Here is a 354-nt window from a genome sequence, read left to right on the forward strand (position 1 = left end):
GTTACGCCAACCCCTGTGACTCCAGTAACCCCTGTCGCACCAGTCAACCCTGCGAGTCCTGTCGCTCCCGTTTCACCCGTGGCTCCTGTTAATCCCGTGCTTCCCGTTACGCCAACTCCGGTGGCTCCGGTATCCCCTGTCGCACCAGTCAACCCTGCGAGACCTGTGGCTCCCGTTTCACCAGTTGCACCTGTTAATCCCGTACTTCCCGTTACGCCAACCCCTGTGACTCCAGTAACCCCTGTCGCACCAGTCAACCCTGCGAGTCCTGTCGCTCCCGTTTCACCAGTTGCACCTGTTAATCCCGTACTTCCCGTTACGCCAACTCCGGTGGCTCCGGTATCCCCTGTCGCT

The 354-nt window shown here is 60.2% G+C and carries 1 pseudogene; it reads right to left on the reverse strand.

The features are described 5' to 3' along the window. Nucleotides 1–354, reverse strand: a pseudogene (locus tag ACTHPG_RS28135) (DUF4183 domain-containing protein); the annotation flags it as partial.

Origin of the sequence: Paenibacillus sp. SAF-068 (genome assembly GCF_051967555.1) — a bacterium.
Lineage (GTDB): Bacteria > Bacillota > Bacilli > Paenibacillales > Paenibacillaceae > Paenibacillus.